Below are 20,820 nucleotides of genomic sequence, written 5' to 3' on the forward strand. Positions count from 1 at the left end.
GCGGGGATTTGCGAAAACGATTGAAAAAGGAACGTCTTGGGGAGGTCCGCCTAGCGGACGTGCAGCCGAAGCTGGACTCGGAGGGTTTGCACCACCTGATTTTGAGGTCCGCTAAAAGACCGGCGCGTACTATACCCGAATCCGTGCCCGACCGTGAGATTTTTTTCAGTGGAGAGGGCCACCTTGCCGCTATCGCGTCGTCGCCGCTGAATCGTTTCTACAGCCTCGATGGAAAGCGACGCCTCCCAGACGCTCGTCAACCGTCAGGTCGCGGGCCGGATCGCCTTGATCAGATACTCCAGCGAATACCCAAGACGCGGCGCCAGGGCCGCGGCGCGCTCACCCACGCCGTCCAGGTCCAGTACTTGCTCGAGATCGGCCGGTACCAGCAGGATGACGTTGCCCTCCTTCACCGGCAGTTCCCAGTAATGGCGATGGTACAGCCCACGCAGCAAGGCCGCGCCCAGCGGCCTGCCATCATCGCCAGCCCACTGGTTGATCACCAGCCAGCCGCCAGGGTTTAGCTGCTTCTGGCAGTTTTCCAAAAAGCCCCATGCCAGATGACCGACGCCCGGCCCGTGGTCGGTATACAGGTCGACGAACAGCAGATCGGCCTTTTCGGCGGTCGGCAGCAGTTCCAGGGCATCGCCAACCCGCACGTACAGCCGCGGATCATCGTCAAGGCCCATGTACTCCATGGCCAGGCGCGGCACATCCGGCCGCAGCTCGATGGCTTCGACATCGTCCAAGGGCAGGAACTTCAAACACGCCTGGGTCAGGGTGCCGGCCCCCAAGCCGAGGAACAACGCGCTCTCGGGCTGCTCATGGCACAGTGCGCCTACCAGCATGGCGCGAGTGTAGTCGTACTCCAGCCAGCTGGGGTCGGCGGTAAACGTGCAGCTTTGCTCGATGGCATCGCCAAACTCCAGGAAGCGGTAGTCGTCCACTTCATAGACGCTGATGACCCCGAAGGCGTCCTCGACCCGGGCCAACAACCGCTCTTCCCGCTCCGTCCCCATGACCGACACCTGTGCGCGCAAAAGCCGACATTCTCCGCCAATGCCCCCGGTGCAACAAGCGCGTCGCCAACTGATACCATGGCGATCATGCCTATAGCCGACAACACCGAGCCTGTGATGAACCGACCCTGGAGTCCCGATAGCTGGCGCGCCCTGCCGATCCAGCAGCAACCGACCTACCCCGATGCTGCGCACCTGCTCAAGGTCGAGCAGACCCTGGCCAGTTACCCGCCCCTGGTGTTCGCCGGTGAGGCCCGGGAGCTGCGCCGGCAGTTCGCCGAGGTGACTGAGGGCCGGGCGTTTCTGCTTCAGGGTGGCGACTGCGCCGAAAGCTTCGCCGAATTCTCGGCTGCCAAGATCCGTGACACCTTCAAGGTATTGCTGCAGATGGCGATCGTCATGACCTTCGCCGCCGGCTGCCCGGTGGTGAAGGTCGGGCGTATGGCCGGGCAATTCGCCAAGCCGCGCTCCGCAGGCGACGAGACCATCGGTCAGGTGACACTGCCGGCCTACCGGGGCGACATCGTCAACGGCATCGGTTTCGATGAGCAAAGCCGCGTTCCGGACCCCGAGCGCCTACTGCAGGCCTATCACCAGGCCACCGCCAGCCTGAACCTATTGCGCGCGTTCGCCCAGGGCGGCTTTGCCGACCTGCACCAGGTGCACAAATGGAATCTGGACTTCATCGCCAACTCGGCGCTGTCGGAGAAATACCACCAACTGGCCGGACGGATCGACGAAACCCTGGCCTTCATGCGTGCCTGCGGCCTGGATAGCGCGCCGCAATTGCGCGAAACCAGCTTCTTCACCGCCCACGAAGCCTTGCTGCTCAACTACGAGGAAGCCTTCGTGCGCAGCGACAGCCTGACCGGCGACTACTACGACTGCTCGGCGCACATGCTGTGGATCGGCGACCGTACCCGGCAATTGGATGGCGCACATGTGGAGTTCCTGCGCGGGGTACACAACCCGATCGGGGTCAAGGTCGGCCCGAGCATGAACCCTGAGGAACTGATTCGCCTGATCGACACCCTCAACCCGGCCAACGACCCCGGCCGCCTGAACCTGATCGTGCGGATGGGCGCCGGCAAGGTAGGCGATCACCTGCCCGGGCTGATCCGCACCGTCGAGCGCGAAGGTCGCAAAGTGCTGTGGAGCTCCGACCCGATGCACGGCAATACCATCAAGGCCAGCAGCGGCTACAAGACGCGGGATTTCGCGCAGATTCTCGATGAGGTACGCCAGTTCTTCCAGGTGCACCAGGCCGAAGGCTCGTATGCCGGCGGCATCCACATCGAGATGACCGGACAGAACGTCACCGAGTGCATTGGCGGAGCGCGCCCGATCACCGAGGATGGCTTGTCGGATCGCTACCACACCCATTGCGATCCACGGCTCAACGCTGATCAGTCGCTGGAACTGGCCTTCCTGATTGCCGAAACGCTCAAGCAAGTGCGTCGCTAAGGGCGCATCGCGTCGCGGCTTCGCGGGTAAACCCGCTACCGCAAGGGTGGCAATACCCTTGTAGGAGCGGGTTAACCCGCAAAAAACCACCGCAACACCCGGTCATTTGCGCAGTGGGTCATCCCAGAATGGCCGCTCGGCCTCCTGCTGGATATCCGCCCGGCTCAACCCCAGGTCATGCAAGGTCGCATCGCTCAGGCTCAGCAGCTCGCGGCGCTGACGGTACAGCTGATACCAGCGAAGGATCCGCGCCAGTGCGGCCTCTCCCAGATGGGTGATCGAAAAGGCAGGTTTGACGTACAGGGAAGTGATCTGACCTTTCATCTTGAAGCCCTCCGTGAAGATGGCTTCAGTCTCTCGCCAGGCTTAAGATCAATCCAACGAATGTTTATGATGCCATGCATCTCGGAGATTGATGCAATGTCCCAGTACCAGAACCTGGATTCGGATGTGCTGCGCACCTTCGTTGCAATTGCCGAGCAAGGCGGCTTCACCCGCGCCGGCGAGGTGGTCAACCGCACCCAGTCGGCGGTGAGCATGCAGATGAAACGCTTGGAAGAAGACATTCTCCAACGCCAGCTGTTCGAGCGCGACGGCCGCCAAGTCCGCCTGACCGCCGAAGGCCAGGTCCTGCTCGGCTATGCCCGGCGCATCCTCAAGCTGCAGGGCGAGGTGTTCAACACCCTGCGCATGCCGCACATGGTCGGCGTGGTGCGCATCGGCACGCCGGACGACTACGCCATGCGCTTTCTGCCTACCATTCTTTCAAGCTTCGCCCAGGCGTATCCGCTGATCCAGGTGGAGGTGCACTGCGACTCGTCCAAGCAACTGATGCTGCGCCAGGATCTGGACCTGACCATCGTCACCCGCGAGCCTGGCAACGAGATTGGCCAATTGCTGCGCCAGGAGCGGCTGGTCTGGGCCGCAGCCCAGGGCTTTTGCGCGCAAGAGCAGCGGCCCATGCCTCTGGCCTTGTTCAACACCGATTGCTTCTGCCGCGCCTGGACCTGCAATGCCCTGGAAAGCCAAGGCATCGACTACCGCATCGCCTACACAAGCCCCAGCCTCGCGGCGATCTTCGCCATCGTCACCGCTGGCTTGGCGGTGACAGCGCAACTGCAGAGCCTGATCAGCGGCAATCTGCGCACCCTCGGTGAGCAGGAAGGCCTGCCGCAACTGCCCTTGGCCAACGTGATGCTGCTGCGAAATTCCCAGCATCAGTCGCCCATTACCGACTGCATGGCCGATTACATCGTGGAAGGATTCAAGTAAGGCCGGCAACTACAGCTCGTACGCCAGCATCACCGCACAGACCACCAGGAAGGCACAGAACAGCGTACGCAGTACTTTTTCCGGGAGCGCGTGGGCGAGCTTCACTCCCCAGCTGATGCTGAGCAGGCCCCCGATGGCCAGCGCGATACCCGCGTGCCAGTCAACACTCCCGTGCACGCCGTAAGTGACCAGTGTCACCAGTGTGCTGGGCGCGGCCAAGGCCAGGGACAACCCTTGCGCCACAACTTGTGTGGCGCCGAATACGCTGGTCAGGATCGGCGTGGCCACCACTGCCCCGCCTACCCCGAACAACCCGCCCATGGCACCGGCGAAACTGCCCAGCACGCCCAGCCACGGCCAGGGGTAGCGCAGCTCGGTGCTCGGCGGGGCGACCGGTAGGAACATCCGCGCCACATTCCACACCGCCAGCGCCACCAGAAAGCCCACGAAGCCCAGGCGCATGGAATGGGCGTCGATGCCCACCGCCCAGATCGACCCAAGCCAAGCGAACAAAAAGCTGCACGCCGCCAACGGCAGCGCGTGGCGCAGTTCGATGCGGTTGCGCTGGTGATAGCGCCACAGCGCCAGCAACACGTTCGGCACCACCATGACCAAGGCCGTGCCCTGGGCCAGTTGCTGGTCGAGGCCGAACAGCACTCCAAGGGCCGGTATGGCGATCAGACCGCCACCGATGCCGAACAGACCACCCAGGGTACCCAGGGCCGCGCCCAACGCTATGTTTATCAACCACTCGATCATCAGGGCCTCATCCACATTCAACGATGTCCGCATGCTAGCGATTGATGCCTGGCAGGGAAACGCACAGCAGCGCACAATGGCTTTGCGTTATTCGCACAAGCAGATCCACCATGAGCCCCGATATTCTCACCGAACAACTGAGCCTGTTCCTCGATGTACTGGAAACCGGCAGTTTTTCCGCCGCCGCCCGGCGTCACCCGCTGACGCCTTCGGCCGTGGCGCGGCGCATCGACAATCTCGAACAGGCGGTGGGCAGCCGCCTGTTCGACCGTAGCACCCACGCGGTTCGAGCCACGCCCGCCGGCAAGGCTTTCGCCGAACGTGCCAGGCGCATCATTGAGGAGCTGCGCCTGGCGCGAGCCGAAGCAGTGTCCTTGAGCAGCGCGCCGGAAGGCCTGATCCGCGTCGATGCCCCGGCTGCCTTCGGGCGTCGCCACCTGGCCCCAGCGATTGCCGATTTCCTGGCGGCCTACCCGGGCCTGGATGTGCAACTGCGCTTGATCGACAGCTTCGTCGACCTGCACGGCAGCCACCTGGGAGAGGTCGACCTGATACTGCGTGCAGGCCCCCTGGCCGACACCCGCCTGGTGGCCACACCCCTGGCGTACATGGTGCGCATTGCCTGCGCCAGCCCCGCCTACCTGGCCAGCCGCGGCGTACCGGCCTGCCCCAGCGAATTGCCGGAGCACCACGGCCTGGACTGGGACGGACTGGCTCCCCCCTTCGCCTGGCGCTTCACGGTAGATGGCCAGGCACGCCTGTACCGCCCCGCGCGCATGCGCATGGCAGCCAACAATGCCGAAACCCTGCTGTTCGGCGCCCTGGCCGGGCTCGGCATCGCGCACCTGCCCACGTGGTTGATCAGCGACTACCTGCTGCGGGGTGAACTGGTGCCGTTGTTCTGCGACAACGGCCTGCCGCCAGCAGAAAGCAGCGGCATCTATGCAATGCGCCTGGCACATGAAACGAACTCTCGCAGTCGCTTGCTGCTCGAATTCCTCAAGAGCCGATTCAGCCCGATACCACCATGGGACTTGGCCCTGCGCAGCGAACTGCGCGGGTAGTAAGCGCGCTAACCATCAGCGTGCTAGATTTTCACCTTGAACTCATTGAAGGACCTGCATGAACGCCACCACCAAAGCCCCCTGCGACGAGCTGCTGCTGGACAACCAGGTCTGTTTCGCCCTGCACTCCACCTCGTTGCTGATGACCAAGGTCTACAAGCCCCTGTTGCAAGCCTTGGGCCTGACTTATCCGCAGTACCTGGCCATGCTCGTGCTCTGGGAGCAGGACGGCCTGACCGTGGGCGAGATCAGCCAACGCCTGCTCACCGATCCCGGTTCTCTCACACCCTTGCTCAAACGCCTGGAAAGCGAAGGCCTGCTCAAGCGCACCCGCAGCCGTGAGGATGAACGGGTGGTACTGGTAGAACTGACCGACAAGGGCCGCGCCCTGCAGAACGAGGCCAAGCGCGTACCCCCGTGCATCCTGCAAGCCAGCGGGCGTAGCGTCGAACGTCTGCAACAACTGCAAGCCGACCTGTTGGAGTTGCGCGCCAGCCTGCAAAAAAACCTCTGAGGGCTATGCTGGTAGGGCCGTTCCGATGAGCGGTGGCAAATTTATCTTGCGCGCAAAATAATTGAGCACTAATTTAAGTCCCGTACCCACCCAGCGCCATGGCGCACAGCACACAAGCGAGGCTCAAGATGCAAAAGGTCACTCCCCTGTACATCGCTGAAGCAACCTCCACCGGCGGTCGCGATGGTAAATCCCGCTCCAGCGACGGCAAGCTTGAGGTCAAACTGAGCACTCCCAAGGAATTGGGCGGCGCAGGCGGCGAAGGCACCAACCCTGAGCAGATGTTCGCCGCCGGCTACTCGGCCTGCTTCATCGGCGCCTTGAAGTTCGTCGCAGGCCAGGCCAAGAAGCAACTGCCAGCAGACAGCTCGATCACGGCCAAGGTCGGCATCGGCCAGATCCCCGGCGGGTTCGGTCTGGACATCGATCTGCACATCAACCTGCCAGGCCTGGCCCAGGCCGAAGCCGAGGACCTGGTCGAGAAGGCGCACCACGTGTGCCCTTACTCCAACGCCACCCGCAACAATGTGGATGTCAGGCTGCATGTGACCGTCTGAGCCTCTTCGCGCGAAACCCGCCCCTACAGGGCCACGGTGTCCTCCTGGGAGCGGGTTCATCCCCGTAAAAGGCACTGCCAGGCATCACATGAAGATTTTGCAGTGGCATAAAAAAACCCGGCCGAGGCCGGGTTTTTTGCGATCGCAAGAAGGATTACTTCTTGGAACGGCCCTTGAAGCTGCCGTCGCGAGTGTCGATGTCGATCCACTCGTCGATCTCGATGAAGTCGGCAACCTGAATTTCGGTGCCGTTGGCCAGTTTGGCCGGCTTCATGACCTTGCCCGAGGTGTCGCCACGGGCGGCGTTCTCGGTGTAGGTGACCTGACGGCTGATAGTGGTCGGCAGTTCGACCGATACGACTTTCTCTTCGTACATGGTCAGGGCGCAGACGTCCTGCATGCCTTCTTCGATGTACGGCAGAACGGCGTCGATGTCTTCGGCGTTCAGTTCGTACATGGTGTAGTCGGTGGTGTCCATGAAGGTGTAGGCATCACCGCTGATGAAGGACAGGGTGACTTCCTTGCGATCGAGGATCACGTCGTCCAGCTTGTCGTCGGCGAAGTAGACGGTTTCAGTCTTGTAGCCGGTCAGCAGGTTCTTGAGCTTGGTCTTCATGATCGCGCTGTTGCGACCGGACTTGGTGAATTCGGCTTTCTGTACCAGCCACGGGTCGTTGTCGATCCGCAGTACGGTACCGGGTTTCAGTTCTTTACCAGTTTTCATTACGAAGTATCCGAATCTGGATGGATTTATAAAAATCGAGGCCGCGTATCATAGCCAATTTCGGTAAAACTGTACCAGCGTCGTGGCAAGGTCCGGCCGAGCGGCCTGTGCGGCGCTCCATTGGCGGGCATGGGCCACGAGCTCCGGCCAGTGCCCAAGCGCCCCGCGCCAGGCGGCGCCCATGTCCTGATCCTTGTTCCAGGCACGCCAAAGATCGACCAGCGCATTCCCTGCTTTTTCTGATAGGCCCTGGCGATAAAGTGCGAGAAACGCCTCGAGTTTTTCCCAATGGGCATTCTCTTCCTGGACATAGATGTGCCACAGCATGGGTCGGCCGGCCCACTGGGCGCGCACGAACGAATCTTCGCCACGCACGGCATTGAAGTCGCAAGCCCAGAGCAACCGGTCGTAGTCATCCTGGCTGACGAAAGGCAGGATCTGCACGGTCAACGCGCCTCTGCGCCGCACATCGCCAACGCCCAGGGTTGGCGCGTCGAGCCAACGACGCACATCGGCCAGGATGCGCCCCTCTGGCACCAGCAGGTGGCTGGGTTGGGCATCCTCGGCCAGCGCCTCGAGCCAGTTCCCCAGTTGCGCGTTCTCGTAGGCGAACAGCGAGATCAACCGAGTGCCCTCCTCCACCTGCACACCCAGGCGCTGGAGAAACGCCCGGCGTGCCGCTGGATCCGCCTCGAAGGCCTCACGCCGAGCCAGCAGCGAGCCCTCGCGCAGCAAGCCGCCGGTCTTGTCGGTGAAGCCTGGGAAGAAAAACACCGTCCGCAGGCCATTGGCCTGTGGCGAAGGCAACCCGTGGCAGCCCTCCACCCAGTCTTCGGCGCTGAGGTATTCGAGGTTCAGCCACAACGCAGGCTGGGGAAGCAGCCGCAGGGCCTCGACGTAGTCCGCAGGCAGCCGGCAACCAAAGGCGCCGATCACCACATCGGCGGGCTCCACCGGCTGCCACAGGGCCGGCCAGTGCCGCACGTCGACACCTGCCTGCCATTGCTGCGAGGCACCGGCATCGGCTTGCGGACACAAGCGCACGAACGCGGTCAGATCATCCACCCACAGGCGTACGGCCAGGCCCTGTTCGGCCACCAGTTGCCGAGCCAGGCGCCAAGTCACGCCGATATCGCCGTAGTTGTCCACGACTGTGCAGAAGATGTCCCAGGTGGCTTTCATGCCCACTCCCCTCACCGCGCGGAAAAACCGCGGATTCTGCGGATAAATTGTCGCAGACGAAAGCGCGAAGCTGAAAATATCGACCGCCGCCATGCGACAATGCAGGCCAAGAACTGCCTGCCAGGAGGCCCTCATGCCCCGTCACCGCGAACTGAAGATTACCCTCAAGCCTGCGCAGCTGATCCTCTGCGTGGCCTTTGGCCTATGGCTCGGCGCCGTGGCCATCGCCCTAAGCCTATGGCTGGCCTGGCGGTGGTGGCCGCAGCCGGTGCAACCGGTGGCCCAGACCGTTGCACCGGCCCTCTACCCCGCTGCGCCAGCACCCGCCCAGCCCGCCGATGCCCAGGCCGAGATGTTCGAACGCTACAAGGTGATCCTGCAGGAGCAACAGGCCCGCCAGGCCGCCGATGCCGCACAGGGCAACCCGCGCAACCTGAACAACCCCAAGTGCCAGTTCTGGCTGCAGCAGAACCGCACCGCCCCCACCGACAAGAGCCAGGCCAACGTGCTGGAATTCTGCTACTGACCATGGACAAGACTGCCCTGCTCGCCCGTATCGTCGAGACCCTCGCACGCGATGAGGATGTGCTCCGTCGCGCGGCCCAGACCGCCTACGAAGCGGCTACCGCTGAGGAGAACATCGCCGAGAACAAATACGACACCCTGAGTCTCGAGGCCTCGTATCTCGCCACCGGCCAGGCCCGACGCACAGCCGAGATCCGCCAGTCGCTGCTGGCGTACCAGCAGTTGCTGCTACGCGACTATGATCCGGCGCGCGGTATCCAGATCAGCAACCTTGTCACTCTGGAAGACAAAAGCGGTGAGCAACGTCTGCTGTTCCTAGGTCCCGAGGCCGCCGGGCTCAAGATCGATGCAGGGGATGGACAGGTAACGGTCATCACCCCGCGCTCGCCCTTGGGGCAGCAGTTGCTGGGCAAGAAGGTCGATGACGAAGTGAGCTTGGTGGTGGCCGGCGTGGCTCAGGTTCAGGTGGTAGTCGAGGTGGTCTGAGCGGGCCCATCGGCGGGGTGAATCCACACACGCCAAACCCGCAAATCTACAGCGTTTCCAGAGCATTGAACCGCCTCGCCAACCCCTGTTCGGCAAACCGCTGCACCACAAAATCGATGAACGCCCGGGTCTTGCCCGGCAGCAGCTTGTGCTCGGCGTAGTACAAGCTGATATGCCCATCGTCGACGTACCAATCCGGCAGCACTCTACGCAAACGCCCGGCCACCAGATAGGGCACTGCGAACGGCAGGCTGACCAAGGCAATGCCCAATCCCTGCTCGGCCACCACACAGGCGGCGTCCGAATCGCTCATGGTCATCGCCTGGTACAGTTGCAAAGGCCGCTGTTCCTGCCAGCGGCTGGTCAGCGGCCAGGAACGCACGCGGCCGGTCTGGGGCGAACGGATGAGAATACCGGTATGGCGCGGCAACGCCTCAGGTGCTTCGATCGGCCCGTGGCGTTGCAAGTAGTCAGGTGCAGCCACCAGCACCCGATGCGCAGGCGTCAGTTTGCGCGCCACCACGCCCGGCGGCAGCTCGAAGCCGCCGCCGATGGCTGCATCGAAACCTTGGCCTATGAGATCGACCTGGCGGTTGTCGAAGTGCCAATCCGGGATGATCGCCGGGTATCGCTGCAAAAACTCTCCCAGCAATGGCAATACGTACAGGCGCCCGAACACCGTGCCCATGCTCACCCGCAAGGCCCCGGCCGGCTGGCCTTCGGCGCTGGCCAGGTTAGCCATGGCGTACTGGATGGTGCGAAAGCTGTCGCTGACCTCGCCCAGAAACCGCTGCCCTGCTTCGGTCAGGGTGAGCTTGCGCGTGCTGCGCTGAAACAGCCGCACGCCCAATCGTGCTTCCAGTTGGGCGACGTTCTTGCCGACGGCCGCCGGGGTCAGGGACAGGCGTCGGGCCGCCTCGGCGAAACTGCCCACCTCGGCACTGCGAATGAAGCACTCCAGTGTGCTGAACGATTCCATGGCCATGATTATCAACCTAAGGTTTACTCTGCTAATCGTGATTGCCATCTTATCAGCAGGTAATCCAGGGTCGATACTGCGTCCATCCAAGGCATCGGGCCTTGCTTAGAAGCAGGAGATCAGCATGTCCAACACATTCAACCTCAACGGCAAGGTAGCTCTGGTCCAGGGCGGTTCTCGCGGCATCGGCGCGGCGATCGTCCGCCGCCTGGCCAAGGAAGGCGCCAAGGTCGCCTTCACCTATGTCAGCGCTACCGAGACCGCTGCCACGTTGGTTGCCGACATCCACGCCGAAGGCGGCCAGGCACTGGCGCTGCGCGCCGACAGCGCCGATGCCGCCGCCGTGCAGCAGGCCGTGCAGGCGACCGTCGAAGCCTTTGGCCGCCTCGACATCCTGGTGAACAACGCCGGCGTGCTCTCCGTGGCGCCGGTGACCGAGTTCGACCTGGCCGAGTTCGACCGTATGCTGGCCATCAACGTGCGCAGCGTGTTCGTCGCCAGCCAGGCGGCGGCACGTCATATGGGCCAAGGCGGACGGATCATCAACATCGGCAGCACCAACGCCGAGCGCATGCCGTTCGCAGGCGGCGCGCCCTATGCCATGAGCAAATCGGCACTGGTCGGCTTGACCCGGGGTATGGCTCGCGACCTGGGCCCACAGGGCATTACCGTGAACAACGTGCAGCCCGGGCCGGTGGACACCGACATGAACCCGGCGTCGGGCGAGTTCGCCGACAGCCTGATCCCACTGATGGCCATCGGGCGCTACGGGAAAGTCGAAGAGATCGCCAGCTTCGTTGCCTACCTGGCTGGCCCTGAAGCCGGTTATATCACCGGCGCAAGCCTGACGGCCGACGGCGGCTTTGCCGCCTGAGTCGTGTCGCCTCTTCTCGGATTTGCCCGCGAAGAGGCGACATCTCACAGTGGCTGCAGGTGCGCCTGGAGCAACTCGAGGAATGCCCGCGCCGCCGGCGTCGGGCTGCTCGACCACACCGCGTACAAGTGACGCACAGGCGCCTCGTCCAGGTACGCCATGGCCACGCCTTGAAAACCCTGGGCGATGCGCTCGGGGACCAAGCCCACGGCCATGCCGCGCTGGACGAATTTTTCCACCAGGCGGATATGACCGATCTCAAACTGCACCCGACGCTGCACACCCGCTGCCAGGAACGCCTCATCGGTCTGCCGGCGCGCACCGGTCCCTTCGGGAAAGTCCACCAACACTTGGTCCGAGAGCGCTGCCAGGGCCAGTTGCCCACGATTTGCCAAAGGATGATCCGGATGCAGTACCGCCACCAAGGCCTCACGGGCCAGCAAACGATGCTGCACGCCCTGCAACGTCTCGCCCTGCCACAGGCCGATGAAGCCGACATCCAGGCGCCGCTCATTGACATCGGCCACCAGCCATTCGCTCTTGGCGGTCAACCAGCGGATGTCCACGTCTGGGTAGCGCTGGTGAAACACCGCCAGCAGATCAACCAGATCGAGCGCCGTGAGCGAACTGATTTCACCGATCGCCAAGCGTCCTCGCACCTGGCCGCAGGCCGCCGCGACGTCCTCTGGAATGCGCAGCGCCGCTTCCACCGCCGGCCGCGCACTGCGCACGAAGGCCTCACCGGCTGGCGTGAGCCGCACCCGCCGCGAACTTCGCTCGAACAGGTTCACTCCCAGTTGCGCCTCCAGCCGGGCCACCTGATGGCTGAGTGCCGACTGCACGACATGGCAGCGTTCGGCCGCGCGGGTGAAACTGCCGGTGTCGGCCACGGCCAAGGCATATTCGAGCTGCTTGAGGTTCATGATTGATCTGTTTTCGAGATAGATAAGTTGAAAACTATACATTGGCGTCATGCCGTGCACTTCCCGATACTTGCCTTCACCTCCGATTGCCCGCAATGAGAGCAACCATGAACACCCCCTCCCTGAGCCGCGCCTTGATCCTGCTGATGGCCACCGCCACCGGCCTGGCCGTGGCCAGCAACTACTACGCCCAACCGCTGCTACACAGCATCGCCGAACAATTTGGCCTGGACACTGCCAGCGCAGGGACCATCGTCATCGCCGCCCAGCTCAGCTACGGGGCTGGCCTGTTGCTTTTGGCGCCGCTCGGCGACCTGTTCGAACAGCGCCGCTTGATCGTGTGCATGGTCGCCATCGCCACCTTGGGCCTGGTGATCAGCGCCTGCGCGCCGAGCCTGCCCTGGCTGTTGCTCGGCACGGCGCTGACCGGACTGTTCTCAGTGGTGGCCCAGGTGCTGGTGCCAATGGCCGCCACCCTCAGCGCCCCAGAGCAACGCGGCCGCGCCGTGGGCACGCTGATGAGCGGGTTACTGCTGGGCATTCTTCTGGCACGTACTGCCGCAGGGTTCATGGCGGAGATCGGCGGCTGGCGCAGCATCTATGTACTGGCCGCGGTATTGATGGCGGTGACCGCCATCGCCCTGTATCGCAGCCTGCCGCAGCACCACTCCCACGCGGGACTCAAGTACCCGGCCCTGATCGGATCGGTGTTCCGCCTGTTCGTCGAAGAACCGGTACTGCGCCTGCGTTCGCTGCTGGGCCTGCTGGCGTTCAGTCTGTTCGCCTTGTTCTGGACCCCTTTGGCCTTCCTCCTGGCCCGTGAGCCTTACCAGTACTCCGATGCCGTGATCGGCCTGTTCGGTCTGGCGGGGGCGGCCGGTGCATTGTCGGCCAATTGGGCCGGACGCCTGGCCGACCGTGGCCAGGGCTCGCTGGGCACTACCGTCGGGCTGGTCGCCCTGCTGCTGTCGTGGGTGCCGCTGGGCTTTGCCCAGAGCTCGCTGATGGCGTTGCTGATCGGAGTGCTGGTACTGGACCTTGCGGTGCAGCTGATACACGTCAGCAACCAGAACGCGGTGATCGCTTTGCGCCCAGAAGCCCGCACACGGCTCAACGCCGGGTACATCACCTGCTACTTCATCGGTGGTGCGCTGGGCTCGTTGCTGGGCACCCAGTTGTTCCAACGCCAGGGCTGGATGGGGATCGTCGTGGCCGGCCTGGTCATCGGCACACTGGCCCTGGTGGTATGGGCGCTGGCCGAACGCAAGCGCAAGCTGGCCATGCAGTCGGCGTGACGGTCTGATCTTTCGCGGGTAAACCCGCTCCCATCGGGCCTACGCAAGCCTTGTGGGGGGTTAACCGCGAAACAGCCGGCGCAGACGAACATCGTTGTACCTGCCCGTGGGCTACAACAAAAATCCTGCGGCAGTGCGCCACCAACCCTCCGTCGCCTGCCCGTTGACTTGCCGAGCGCCACAGCGCTCAGTAGGCGCTGGTCAAAGCCCTTTCCCGGACAGGACGACACAATGACAAGACTCACGGTGCAATCCGGCGATTTCTTGCAAGGTGAAGGCGAGTATCGCAATGGATCGCTCACACTCAAGACCCCGCGCAGCCCATCCCCAGGCGAGCGGATTTCCCTCACACGCATCAAGGACCTCAGGCTCGCCAGCCTCGAGCCCAGTCGCAGCCTGGGCAGCGCCATCGGCTGGGGAGTGGCCGGTGCCTTGGTAGCAGGGCCCGTCGGCCTGCTTGCCGGGCTCTGGCTAGGCGGCAAGGATGAAGAGGCTACTTTCCTGGCCACCTTCAAGGACGGCCGCAAACTGATGGCCATTACCGACGGCAAGACCTGGTCGAAGATCGACGACAACTGGCGAAAACACCAGCGCTCCGCCGCTCGCTGATCTTTTTTCTTCACCCAATCGTTTCAGTCTCCAGGTGCCTGCGAAATGCTGGCGCCTGGGGCGTTCGCGCCTGCTACCATGGCGCCCTTTTGCCCGTCCGACGCAACGCCGACGGCGCCCATCCTGTCTGACATCCCGGCATCTGCGCCCCCCGCGCCCAGCCTTCAAGGAGCCCTGCATGACCCCGCTTCGCCCTCGTCTGCCCCTCAGCCTGCTTGGCCTGGGCCTTGCCCTGCACAGCGCCCAGGGGCTAGCCGATGACAGCGTGACCTTGGCGCCGCTGCGTGTATCGGAGGTTTACGGCGACGAGGGTTATCAGGCTCGCGAAGCCCAGGTCGGCGGCTTGCAACCAGGCCCGCTGCTCGACACACCAGCCTCGGTCAGCGTGTTCAGTCGCCAGTTGTTGGATGATCGCCAGGTCCGCACGCTCAGCGAAATGCTGCAAAGCGATGCTTCGGTCGGTGAAAGCTACGCCCCGGTCGGCTATTACGAGAACTTCAATGTGCGGGGTTTCGAGCTCAACGCCGCCAGCAGCTACCGCATCAACGGTCAGACCATCGCTGGCGAGCAGAACGTGGCTCTGGAGAACAAGCAGCAAGTGGAACTGCTCAAGGGGTTGTCGGGCCTGCAGAGCGGTGTGTCGGCGCCTGGCGGCCTTATCAACTACGTGACCAAGCGCCCGGAGGACGTGCGCAGCGTCAGCGTATCGACCAACGAGCAAGGCGAGCGCTACCTGGCCACCGACCTCGGGGGCTGGTTCGGCAGCGAGCGCCAGTTTGGCCTGCGCGCCAACCTGGCCCACGAAGACATCCGCTCCTACGTGGAGCATGCCGACGGCAAGCGCGATTTCGCCTCCCTGGCGTTCGACTGGCAGATCAACCCCGATGCCATCTTGCAACTCGATGCCGAGTACCAACATCGCGAGCAACTGTCGGTTCCAGGGTATCAACTGCTGGGCGGTACCGAAGTGCCCCATGGCGTGGACCCTGACGACCATCTGGCCTATCAGCGTTGGGCCAAGCCTGTGCAGAACGACTCGCTGAACGTGGGTGGGCGGTTCGAGTACCGATTCAGCGATGCCTGGAGCGGCACCCTGAGCGCCTCGCGCAGCAAGGTAGTGATCGATGATTACAGTGCATTCGCCTGGGGTTGCTACGGCGCAGCCAGTTGTGCAAGTGCCGCGGTACCCAATTATTTCAGCCCCGAAGGCGACTACGACATCTATGACTTCCGAAGCCCGGACGACACCCGTCGCATCGACGAAGCGCAGGCCATGCTCAATGGCCGCTTCGACGCCCTGGGCGTGGGTCATGAGCTGACGGTGGGAACGAGTGCACAGCGTCGCACCTTGGATCAACGCCCTTACTACAACATTGGCGTCGGAAGCGGCAACATCAACGAAGATGTACCTGCAGTCCCTCCGGCCACCGCTCCCGTCGGTTCCAGCGAACGCCGCCTGGACAGCCGCCAATACGGTTTATTCATCAACGACACGATCACCTTCAACGAACGGTGGCAAAGCGTCATCGGTGCCCGCGAAGTGCGTCTGGACGAAAAAACCTGGAACGAGAACGGCGATGCTGGTCGCCATACCCAGCAATACCAGCTGCTGCCCAACGCCGCGCTCATCTACAAGCCGCAGCCGGACACCACGCTCTACGCGAGCTACTCGAAAGGCCTGTCCGCCGGCGGTACCGCGCCCTGGTTCGCCAGCAATGCCTCTGAAATCCTCGCCCCCACCCTGTCGCACCAGACGGAGCTGGGCATCAAGCATGACTGGCAGGGCATGAGCTTCAGCGCCGCGCTGTTCCAGATCCGCCAGGCCTATCAATACGCACGCCCGGAAAACGGCGGCTTCACCTATGTGCAGCAAGGCCAGCAGAAGAATACCGGCCTGGAACTGGGTGCCAGCGGCTGGGTGACCTCGCGCCTGCAAATCCAGGCCAGCGCTGCGGCGATTCATGCCCGGGTGCAGAACAGTGGCACCGATGACTACGAAGGGCACCAGGCGATCAACGTCCCGCGTCTGCGCGCCGCACTGCAGGCCGATTACAGCCTGCCGGTCCCAGGCCTGGCCCTGCTCGGCGGCGCCCGCTACAGCGCCAGCAAGTATGCAAGCCAGGCGGGGAACGTGGAGGTGGGTGGCTATACGGTGTTCGATCTCGGCAGCCGCTATCGCACCCGCATCGGCGGCTATGAGACTGTGCTGCGCCTGACGGTGGATAACGTCTTCGACAAACGCTACTGGCGGGATGTGGGGAACTACCTGGGCGACAACTACCTATTCCAGGGCGCACCACGCACAGCGCGACTGTCGGCTTCGGTCAGCTTCTGAGAGATCAGGGGCTGCCTGGCAGCCCCATTGCGGGACAAGACGGGTTGCACAGCAGCCCTGAGCCAAAAGACGAACAAACAAAAAGCCCCCGGCATTTCTGCGCGGGGGCTTCTTGTGGAATGTGGCGGTGAAGAAGGGATTTGAACCCTTGATACGATTTCTCGTATACACACTTTCCAGGCGTGCTCCTTCGACCACTCGGACACTTCACCGGATCTCTTCAAGCAGTTCAGCCTGTCGAGGCGCGCTAATTTAGTAGAAGCCTTTTCCTTTGGCAAGTATTTTTTTCAGAATTTTCATGCGCTTAAGCCAATTGGCCAAAACAACGGGCCTGCCAGGGCAATGCTGCCAATCTGGCCAGTGCTTTTACAGCCCATGTTGCCCCTGCCCCGTCGCGGCAAGGGGCGCGGCCCAGACGCTGACCGACCGGTCAGCCTTATCGCTTTACCTGACCGGCGTCGCTGGGTACCGTCGTCGCCACGTCACCCAAAGGACTCTGTCATGAGCGAGCTGATTACCTACCATGCCGAAGACGGCATCGCCACCCTGACCCTGAACAACGGCAAGGTCAATGCCATCTCGCCGGATCTCATCGCCGCCTTCAATGCCGCCTTGGACCGCGCCGTGCAAGAGCGCGCCGTGGTGATCATCACCGGCCAGCCGGGCATTCTCTCCGGCGGCTACGACCTCAAGGTGATGACCAGCGGCCCGAAGGAAGCCGTCGGCCTGGTCACCTTGGGCTCCACCCTGAGCCGTCGCCTGCTCAGCCATCCCTTCCCGGTGGTGGTCGCCTGCCCGGGCAACGCCGTGGCCAAGGGCGCGTTCCTGCTGTTGTCAGGGGACTACCGTATCGGTGTCGAAGGCCCCTACAAGATCTGCCTGAACGAAGTGCAGATCGGCATGACCATGCACCACGCCGGCATCGAGCTGGCCCGTGACCGTCTACGCCGTTCGGCCTTCCATCGTGCGGTGATCAATGCCGAAGTGTTCGACCCGCATGCCGCGGTGGATGCAGGCTTCCTCGACAAAGTGGTGCCCGCTGAACAACTGCAGGAGGCTGCCCTGGCTGCCGCCCGCGAGTTGAAGAAGATCAACATGCTGGCGCATAAAAACACCAAGCTGAAGGTGCGCAAAGACCTGCTCGAGACGTTGGACAACGCCATATTGCTGGACCAGCAACAAATGGGTTGAGTCGACAGCGCCTTTCACAAACGCGAGCCCGCGCGCCTCTAGCCGCGGGCTTTGCCATGACACAACACCCAAAGGTTTGCCCCAGGCAGTGCACACCCGTACACTGCGCCGCGACTGTCTGGTGTGTGAGTCGTCCCATGCTCTATATGCTCCGCATGCTCCTTCTGGCGCTGCATTTTCTGTTCGTCGGCGTGGCGGGTCTGGTCATCGGCCTGTGCCGGCCGTTCAACCCCGATAACAGCCGCCTGTTCGCCCGCCTCTACAGCCTGCCTGCCGCCTGGCTGATGCGGATCAAGGTCAAGGCCGAGGTCGGCCCGTTGTGGGACCAACCACCCGGCTGCGTCATCGTTGCCAATCATCAGTCCAACTTCGACCTGTTCATCCTCGGCCAGGTGGTACCGCAACGCACCGTGGCCATCGGCAAGAAGAGCCTGGGCTGGATCCCCCTGTTCGGCCAGCTGTTCTGGCTTGGCGGCAACGTGCTGGTGGATCGCAAGAATGCCTACCAGGCGCGCAAGGCCATGCAGGTGACCACCCGCATCTTGCGTAACGACACCTCGATCTGGATCTTCCCCGAGGGCACCCGCAACCCCGGCGAGCACTTGCTGGCCTTCAAGAAAGGCGCGTTCCACATGGCCGTCGAGGCCGGTGTGCCCATCGTGCCGGTATGCGTCAGTCGCTACTCCAAGCGCCTGGGCCTGAACAGCTGGCGCCAGCGCACAGTGATCGTGCGCTCGCTGCCACCGATCGCCACTGCCGGCCTGAGCCAGCAGGATCTGCCGGTACTGATCGAGCAATGCCGCACGCAGATGCAGCAGTGCATCGACCGCATGGAGGGCGAGCTGGCGCAAAGCTGATTCGCTCGGCAATGCGCTCGACGCCCTCAGCGGCACAGGCGATGGTTGCTCTATGACCTGACTGAGCCCAAGCTGTATCGGGTGTTCAACCGAAGAAGCGGACAACCATGGGGCGAGTCGTGGCATCGGCGGTGTACAGCGCCGGCAGGAAGGTCACCAATATCAGTATCGACGAGGGCAGCGAGTGGGCCCGCAAGCCCGGGCACTTCGTCTGGATCGGCCTGGAAGAGCCCAATGCCGAAGAGCTGGCCAACCTGCAGCGCCAGTTCGGCCTGCATGAACTGGCCATCGAAGACGCCCTGGAAAAGCACAGCCGCCCCAAGCTCGAGACCTTTGGCGACGCCCTGTTCATCGTCACCTATTCCCCGGTGCGCCATGAAGGCAAGCTGGAGTTCATCGAGACGCACATCTTCGCCGGCAACGGCTACATCATTACCTGCCGCAACGGCCATTCCAAATCCTATGCCTTGGTGCGCCAACGCTGCGAGGCGCGCCCGCTGTTGCTCGAGCATGGCGAAGATTTCGTGCTCTACGCCTTGCTCGACTTCGTCACCGAGAACTACCAGCCGGTCAGCGAGGCCATCCACGGCGAGATCGAGGAGCTGGAACAGAGCGTGCTGAGCAATTCGCTCCAAGAAGAGGACATCCAGCGCCTGCACAGCCTGCGCCGGGACATCCTGCGCCTGCGCCGCTACGTGGCGCCGATGGTCGAGGTCAGCGAGGAGCTGCAGCGCCTGAACTTCCCCTTCATCGACAAGAACATGCGCCCGTACTTTAGGGACGTGCAGATCCACGTCACTCGGCAGATGGAAGATCTGGCCAGTATCCGCGACATCGCCAGTCAGACTATCGAGATCGGCATGCTGCTGGAGTCGTCACGCCAGAGCATCGTGCAGCGAAAGTTCGCTGCCTGGGCGGCGATCCTGGCGTTCCCCACCGCCATTGCAGGCATCTACGGGATGAACTTCCAGAACATGCCGGAGCTTGGCTGGCATTACGGGTACTTTGGGGTTCTAGGCGTGATTGGCGTGGGATGCAGTGCGCTGTACGCAAGCTTCAAGCGCTCGGGCTGGCTGTAGCCGTTTGCCGCACGGGCCGATCTTCGAGCTGCTTTGAAGCCTGTGAGAGGCCGCAAAGCGGCCCCCACAGGGCTCTTTATGCCGCGTTTTCCTTGGCCTTGTCCGAGTGCCCGATGAACCGCAGCATCCACTTGCCGACCAGATCGCCCTGGTGGTCTTGCTCCAGGCTGGCGATCGCTCGCCGGTAGACCTCTTCGCCCAACACATCCTGGCGCGCGTCGAGCAAGGCGCGTGAGTAGTCATGGACGAACTCCGGATGCCCTTGGAAGCACAGCACCTGGTCGCGGATGTGGTAGGCCGCATTGGGGCAGAAATCGCTGGAGGCGATGACCGTAGCGCCCTCAGGCAGCTCGGTCACCTGATCCTGGTGACTGATCAGCAGGGTCAGTTCGGACACTTCAGGATCCATCCACGGCGCATGGGCCGCCAAGGAATAACGGTGGATACCCAGGCCCCAGCCCTGATCGGCCCGCGCGGTCTTGCCGCCGAGCACCAGCGCCAGCACCTGATGGCCGAAACACACACCCAGTAGCTTCTCGCCACGCTCGTAGAGCTTGAGCAGGTAGGCCTTGAGCGTCTGGATCCACGGATCGGAGCCGAACGAGTCCGCCTTGCTGCCGGTCACCAGGTACGCATCGAAGGTTTCGCCCTCGGGAGGGTACTCGCCGTTCATCACGTTATAGACGTGAAACTGCGCTGCGATCGGCTGACGCGAGAACAGCTGCTCGAACATCCTTCCGTAGCCCTGATACTGCGCGGTCAACTCCGGTCGCAGGACATCGGTTTCCAGGATGCAGATGCGTAACGACATAGGGATAGTCCTGAACGACGTGTGTGGGATTTTTGCTGTAGAGACTGACGCGAAACCTACCTACAAGCAAGTAGGATGCACTGACGAACGGTCACTAATTTCACCGGGGCGCTCGTTCATGCCGCACCTGTCTAGCCAGAGGATGCCAGCGTGATAGCCCTTGGCCTCATAAACGAAAGAAATCAACGAATCTGCCAATAGAACAAAGGGTTCTCAAACATGGATAACGCACACCCTACTGTTGGTTGTATATCCAGACACACGAGGCATGCACGACCGGCGTCACCGAGCGCCGTTGCGA

The 20,820-nt window shown here is 62.9% G+C and carries 22 protein-coding genes and 1 tRNA gene; 14 read left to right on the forward strand and 9 right to left on the reverse strand.

Translation table 11 applies throughout. From position 1 onward, the window contains the following. Positions 1-263: 263 nt before the first annotated feature. A complete protein-coding gene (locus J5X93_RS18780) occupies positions 264-1,019 on the reverse strand; it encodes a spermidine synthase (protein WP_043209843.1) in 756 nt (251 codons plus the stop codon). A 117-nt stretch (positions 1,020-1,136) separates the two neighbouring features. Here J5X93_RS18780 and J5X93_RS18785 point away from each other — a divergent pair, with 117 nt between their 5' ends. After that, positions 1,137-2,483: a class II 3-deoxy-7-phosphoheptulonate synthase gene (locus tag J5X93_RS18785; protein ID WP_043209841.1), complete on the forward strand. Its 1,347-nt coding sequence runs from the start codon at positions 1,137-1,139 to the stop codon at positions 2,481-2,483. A gap of 102 nt (positions 2,484-2,585) precedes the next feature. Here the strand turns inward: J5X93_RS18785 and J5X93_RS18790 are convergent, their stop codons facing one another. Continuing rightward, positions 2,586-2,807 (reverse strand): DUF1127 domain-containing protein, encoded by a 222-nt coding sequence (locus J5X93_RS18790; protein WP_043209839.1) that lies wholly within the window; start codon positions 2,805-2,807, stop codon positions 2,586-2,588. A 96-nt stretch (positions 2,808-2,903) separates the two neighbouring features. On the opposite strand from J5X93_RS18790, the gene J5X93_RS18795 reads away from it, so the two are divergent. Then, positions 2,904-3,755, forward strand: a complete 852-nt coding sequence (locus tag J5X93_RS18795) for a LysR substrate-binding domain-containing protein (RefSeq protein WP_250033822.1) — start codon at positions 2,904-2,906, stop codon at positions 3,753-3,755. A 9-nt stretch (positions 3,756-3,764) separates the two neighbouring features. On the opposite strand, the gene J5X93_RS18800 is transcribed toward J5X93_RS18795, so the two are convergent. Next, entirely contained in the window at positions 3,765-4,514 is a 750-nt protein-coding gene (locus J5X93_RS18800; protein WP_090343761.1) for a sulfite exporter TauE/SafE family protein, read from the reverse strand. A 110-nt stretch (positions 4,515-4,624) separates the two neighbouring features. Here J5X93_RS18800 and J5X93_RS18805 point away from each other — a divergent pair, with 110 nt between their 5' ends. The 3 genes from J5X93_RS18805 (at position 4,625) to J5X93_RS18815 (ending at position 6,649) form a co-directional block, all read left to right on the forward strand. Beyond that, positions 4,625-5,578 carry a LysR family transcriptional regulator gene (locus tag J5X93_RS18805; protein ID WP_102082390.1) on the forward strand — a complete coding sequence of 318 codons (954 nt, stop codon included), beginning with the start codon at positions 4,625-4,627 and terminating at the stop codon, positions 5,576-5,578. Between the two features lie 58 nt (positions 5,579-5,636). Then, on the forward strand, positions 5,637-6,092 hold the full coding sequence (locus J5X93_RS18810; protein WP_043209831.1) for a MarR family winged helix-turn-helix transcriptional regulator: 456 nt from the start codon (positions 5,637-5,639) through the stop codon (positions 6,090-6,092). Between the two features lie 128 nt (positions 6,093-6,220). Further along, positions 6,221-6,649 (forward strand): organic hydroperoxide resistance protein, encoded by a 429-nt coding sequence (locus J5X93_RS18815; protein WP_043209829.1) that lies wholly within the window; start codon positions 6,221-6,223, stop codon positions 6,647-6,649. Positions 6,650-6,803: 154 nt separating this feature from the next. Here the strand turns inward: J5X93_RS18815 and efp are convergent, their stop codons facing one another. Together efp and earP are read right to left on the reverse strand one after the other, a co-directional pair. After that, the gene (efp, locus tag J5X93_RS18820; RefSeq protein ID WP_043209827.1) at positions 6,804-7,373 is read right to left on the reverse strand and encodes an elongation factor P; all 570 of its coding nucleotides are present in this window, start codon (positions 7,371-7,373) and stop codon (positions 6,804-6,806) included. Positions 7,374-7,421: 48 nt separating this feature from the next. Continuing rightward, positions 7,422-8,555, reverse strand: a complete 1,134-nt coding sequence (gene earP / locus J5X93_RS18825) for an elongation factor P maturation arginine rhamnosyltransferase EarP (RefSeq protein WP_182815997.1) — start codon at positions 8,553-8,555, stop codon at positions 7,422-7,424. Between the two features lie 133 nt (positions 8,556-8,688). Here earP and J5X93_RS18830 point away from each other — a divergent pair, with 133 nt between their 5' ends. Then, on the forward strand, positions 8,689-9,081 hold the full coding sequence (locus J5X93_RS18830) for a hypothetical protein (protein ID WP_182942592.1): 393 nt from the start codon (positions 8,689-8,691) through the stop codon (positions 9,079-9,081). A 2-nt stretch (positions 9,082-9,083) separates the two neighbouring features. Beyond that, a complete protein-coding gene (locus J5X93_RS18835; RefSeq protein ID WP_182942590.1) occupies positions 9,084-9,566 on the forward strand; it encodes a GreA/GreB family elongation factor in 483 nt (160 codons plus the stop codon). A 46-nt stretch (positions 9,567-9,612) separates the two neighbouring features. On the opposite strand, the gene J5X93_RS18840 is transcribed toward J5X93_RS18835, so the two are convergent. Then, complete coding sequence (locus J5X93_RS18840; RefSeq protein ID WP_250033824.1) at positions 9,613-10,551, reverse strand: LysR family transcriptional regulator; 939 nt, start codon at positions 10,549-10,551, stop codon at positions 9,613-9,615. 118 nt (positions 10,552-10,669) lie between these two features. On the opposite strand from J5X93_RS18840, the gene J5X93_RS18845 reads away from it, so the two are divergent. Beyond that, positions 10,670-11,419 (forward strand): 3-oxoacyl-ACP reductase family protein, encoded by a 750-nt coding sequence (locus tag J5X93_RS18845; RefSeq protein WP_250033827.1) that lies wholly within the window; start codon positions 10,670-10,672, stop codon positions 11,417-11,419. Positions 11,420-11,463: 44 nt separating this feature from the next. On the opposite strand, the gene J5X93_RS18850 is transcribed toward J5X93_RS18845, so the two are convergent. Further along, the gene (locus J5X93_RS18850; protein ID WP_250033830.1) at positions 11,464-12,342 is read right to left on the reverse strand and encodes a LysR family transcriptional regulator; all 879 of its coding nucleotides are present in this window, start codon (positions 12,340-12,342) and stop codon (positions 11,464-11,466) included. Positions 12,343-12,449: 107 nt separating this feature from the next. Between J5X93_RS18850 and J5X93_RS18855 the strand changes: the two genes are divergently transcribed. The 3 genes from J5X93_RS18855 to J5X93_RS18865 all read left to right on the forward strand — a co-directional run bounded on the left by J5X93_RS18855 (position 12,450) and on the right by J5X93_RS18865 (position 16,581). After that, the gene (locus J5X93_RS18855; RefSeq protein WP_090343751.1) at positions 12,450-13,637 is read left to right on the forward strand and encodes an MFS transporter; all 1,188 of its coding nucleotides are present in this window, start codon (positions 12,450-12,452) and stop codon (positions 13,635-13,637) included. Between the two features lie 231 nt (positions 13,638-13,868). Continuing rightward, positions 13,869-14,246, forward strand: coding sequence for a hypothetical protein (locus tag J5X93_RS18860; protein ID WP_043209812.1), 378 nt, complete (start codon positions 13,869-13,871; stop codon positions 14,244-14,246). A 178-nt stretch (positions 14,247-14,424) separates the two neighbouring features. Next, the gene (locus J5X93_RS18865; protein ID WP_250033831.1) at positions 14,425-16,581 is read left to right on the forward strand and encodes a TonB-dependent siderophore receptor; all 2,157 of its coding nucleotides are present in this window, start codon (positions 14,425-14,427) and stop codon (positions 16,579-16,581) included. A 122-nt stretch (positions 16,582-16,703) separates the two neighbouring features. On the opposite strand, the gene J5X93_RS18870 is transcribed toward J5X93_RS18865, so the two are convergent. Next, positions 16,704-16,793: transfer RNA gene (locus tag J5X93_RS18870), tRNA-Ser, on the reverse strand. A gap of 289 nt (positions 16,794-17,082) precedes the next feature. Here J5X93_RS18870 and J5X93_RS18875 point away from each other — a divergent pair. The 3 genes from J5X93_RS18875 (at position 17,083) to J5X93_RS18885 (ending at position 19,708) form a co-directional block, all read left to right on the forward strand. After that, positions 17,083-17,772 carry a crotonase/enoyl-CoA hydratase family protein gene (locus tag J5X93_RS18875; protein WP_043209808.1) on the forward strand — a complete coding sequence of 230 codons (690 nt, stop codon included), beginning with the start codon at positions 17,083-17,085 and terminating at the stop codon, positions 17,770-17,772. Positions 17,773-17,909: 137 nt separating this feature from the next. Beyond that, positions 17,910-18,629 (forward strand): lysophospholipid acyltransferase family protein, encoded by a 720-nt coding sequence (locus J5X93_RS18880; RefSeq protein ID WP_043209806.1) that lies wholly within the window; start codon positions 17,910-17,912, stop codon positions 18,627-18,629. Positions 18,630-18,736: 107 nt separating this feature from the next. Next, positions 18,737-19,708 (forward strand): magnesium and cobalt transport protein CorA, encoded by a 972-nt coding sequence (locus tag J5X93_RS18885; RefSeq protein WP_043209804.1) that lies wholly within the window; start codon positions 18,737-18,739, stop codon positions 19,706-19,708. A gap of 76 nt (positions 19,709-19,784) precedes the next feature. Here J5X93_RS18885 and J5X93_RS18890 read toward each other — a convergent pair whose 3' ends face one another. Beyond that, complete coding sequence (locus J5X93_RS18890) at positions 19,785-20,519, reverse strand: amidotransferase (RefSeq protein ID WP_043209801.1); 735 nt, start codon at positions 20,517-20,519, stop codon at positions 19,785-19,787. Between the last annotated feature and the right edge of the window lie 301 nt (positions 20,520-20,820).

It is taken from the genome of Pseudomonas sp. BYT-1, assembly GCF_023611805.1.
Classification (GTDB): Bacteria; Pseudomonadota; Gammaproteobacteria; order Pseudomonadales; family Pseudomonadaceae; genus Aquipseudomonas; species Aquipseudomonas guariconensis.